Genomic DNA, 2743 nt, shown 5'->3' with positions numbered 1-2743 from the left:
CGCTGTTGTGGAAGGTCAGCGGCCCGCGCGGCACGCTGTACCTGTTGGGCTCGTTCCACATGCTCAAGGCCGACGACTATCCGCTGGCGCGCGAAGTCGATGCGGCCTACGCGGCGTCGCCGCGGTTGCTGTTCGAACTGGCGCCGAAGGACGTGGATGCGCCGCAGCTGGGTGCGCAGATGCTGCAGGCGGCGCAGCGCCACGACGGCAAGCGGCTGCAGGACGATCTGGACCCGGCGACCTGGGAGCGGCTGCGCCGCTATGCCGCCGGCCACGGCCTGCCGCTGGCGCAGATGAGCGGCTTCGAGCCGTGGTTCGTCGGCCTCAGCATCAGCATCGCCGACATGAAGGCGCAGGGCCTGGAGGCCGATGCCGGGCTGGATCGTCATTTCATGACACTGGCCTTGCAGGACGGCAAGAGTGCCGAGGGTCTGGAGACCGCGCAGGCGCAGATCGACCTGCTCGACGGCATGGACCCGGTGGAGCAGAAGCAGATGCTGACCGAGGCGCTGGACGACGCCGAGCAGGGCGCGGCGCAGACCCTGCGCCTGCACGACGCCTGGCGCCGCGGCGACGAGCGCCAGCTGTGGCAGGAGATCGGCGCGCAGATGAAGCGCGACTACCCGCGGCTGTACCAGCGCATCGACGTGGAGCGCAACCAGGCCTGGCTGCCGCGCTTGGAGCAGCGCCTGAAGGACGGCGGCGGCGACACTCTGGTGGTGGTGGGTGCGCTGCACCTGCTCGGGCCGGACGGCGTGGTCGAGGGCCTGCGTGCGCGTGGTTACAAGGTCGAGCGGATCTGCGGGAACTGCAAGCCGGCGAAGTCGCGCTGACACACGCCTGCGAGTCTTCGCCCGTACCCTCATCCGCCCCTTCGGGGCACCTTCCCCCAAAAAGGGGGCCGTGGTCCCAATGGGAGAAGGGAGGAGCCAGAGCCCCTCTCCCGTCGGGAGAGGGGTTGGGGTGAGGGTAGGGCGCGAAGCGCCCCGCCTAACCTCACCCGGTCGCGGGACTCAGCGCGGACGCGACTTCGGTGCGGCGCCGGCTGGCGGTTCGCCGGGCTTGCCGGTGCCCGCGCCAGCGGCCGGGCGGCCGAAGCCGGCGCCGAGGTTGCGCTGGAATTCCTGCCACAGCTCCAGGTTGCGCTCGGTGAGCTGGTTCATCATGGTCCACGGGGTCTGCCCCAGCAGATTGCCCATCTGCTGGCGGAACTGCTGCTGCTGGTCGAGGAACACCTGCATGCTGCGCTCCAGGTAGTTGCCCATGAAGCCCTGCAGCGAGTCGCCGTAGAAGCGGATGATCTGGCTGAGCAACTGCGTGGACAGCATCGGTTCGCCGTCCTGTTCCTGGTCGGCGATGATCTGCAGCAGGACCGCGCGGCTGAGGTCTTCGCCGGTCTTGGCGTCGCGGACTTCGAATTCCTCGCCGTCGATGATCAGCTGGCGAACGTCTTCGATGGTGATGTAACTGGAGATCTCGGTGTCGTAGAGGCGGCGATTGGGATACTTCTTGATGATGCGAATCTCAGCCATGAAGCGATCGCTCTGTGACGGTAGGCGCGCAGCATGGCGCAGCGCAGCAGGGCTTGCAACCGCCGAAAGTACCTGAACACGCGGGTGCAGCAAAAAAAACATGCTGCGCAACATTTGCGGCGCAACAACGGGTGCCAGGCCGCCCACGACGGCCGCCCGAGGGTAGCGTTACCTCGCGCGAACGCCGCCGATCGAGCGGTCAGCCGATCACCACCCCATGTGGTGGCCGCCGTTGATGTCCAGGTTCGAGCCGGTGATCCACGCGGCCTCTTCGGCGACCAAGAACGCCACGGCGTAGGCGATCTCCTCCGGCTTGCCGAGACGCCCGGTGGGGATGTCGGCGGCGATCTTGGCGCGCACTTCCTCCGGCACCGCCATCACCATGTCGGTGGCGACATAGCCCGGTGAGACCGTGTTGACGGTGATGCCGTAGCTGGCGTTCTCGCGTGCCAGGGAAATGGTGAAGCCGTGCATGCCGGCCTTGGCCGCAGCGTAGTTGGCCTGGCCGTACTGGCCCTTGAGGCCGTTGATCGAACTGATCTGGATGACCCGCCCCCAACGCTTCTGGCGCATGCCCTCGATCACCGGACGGGTGACGTTGAACACCGAGTTGAGGTTGGTGTTGATGACTTCGTGCCATTGCTCGGCGGTCATCTTGTGGAAGGTGGTGTCGCGGGTGATGCCGGCGTTGTTGACCAGGATCTCGACCGGGCCGAGTTGGCGTTCGACCTCACGCACCAGGGTCTGCGCGTGTTCGGGCGAGGCGACGTCGCCGGGGACGATGGCGACGTCGTGGCCACGCTCGCGCATGCGCTGCTGCCAGGCCAGGGCCTTGGCCTGGTCGCGGTAGTTGCTGGCGACGCGATGGCCCTGCGCGGCCAGCCGCTCGCAGATTGCGGTGCCGATGCCGCCGGTGCCGCCGGTGACCAGCGCAACGCGTGATGTCATGGATGTCGCTCCGGATAGAAATGGTGGGAAAGGACGGCCGCGGCGCGGCCCAGGGTCCGATTCTAGTCAGCCTTGATGTCGCTGGGGATAGCCGGCGCGACTGGCGCCGCATCGTCCACGTGTCGGTCCTGTGCCGGCAACCGCGCCGGATCGAAGGCGCGCAGCGCGGCGGCCAGCAGCGCCGGCACCGACCCAACGCCGGCCAACGCTGCCGGCGGCTGGCCCAGCGCGGCCCAGGCCAGGCGCAGCGCCGGCAGCGGGTC

Annotated in this window: 3 protein-coding genes and 1 pseudogene; 1 reads left to right on the top strand and 3 read right to left on the bottom strand. The window is 68.2% G+C overall.

The features are described 5' to 3' along the window. Positions 1–833 (top strand): TraB/GumN family protein (locus D183_RS0112755; RefSeq protein WP_017909335.1); only part of this gene is annotated, 833 nt, incomplete at its 5' end. Positions 834–1013: 180 nt separating this feature from the next. On the opposite strand, the gene phaR is transcribed toward D183_RS0112755, so the two are convergent. The 3 genes and pseudogenes from phaR to D183_RS24655 form a co-directional block, all read right to left on the bottom strand. Continuing rightward, positions 1014–1532: a polyhydroxyalkanoate synthesis repressor PhaR gene (phaR, locus tag D183_RS0112750; protein ID WP_017909334.1), complete on the bottom strand. Its 519-nt coding sequence runs from the start codon at positions 1530–1532 to the stop codon at positions 1014–1016. A 207-nt stretch (positions 1533–1739) separates the two neighbouring features. After that, positions 1740–2480 (bottom strand): beta-ketoacyl-ACP reductase, encoded by a 741-nt coding sequence (locus tag D183_RS0112745; protein ID WP_017909333.1) that lies wholly within the window; start codon positions 2478–2480, stop codon positions 1740–1742. 62 nt (positions 2481–2542) lie between these two features. Beyond that, positions 2543–2743: pseudogene (locus D183_RS24655) on the bottom strand (tRNA glutamyl-Q(34) synthetase GluQRS); the annotation flags it as partial.

This window comes from Xanthomonas sp. SHU 199, assembly GCF_000364665.1.
GTDB lineage: Bacteria > Pseudomonadota > Gammaproteobacteria > Xanthomonadales > Xanthomonadaceae > Xanthomonas_A > Xanthomonas_A sontii.
This window is presented reverse-complemented; position numbering and strand designations above follow the sequence as displayed.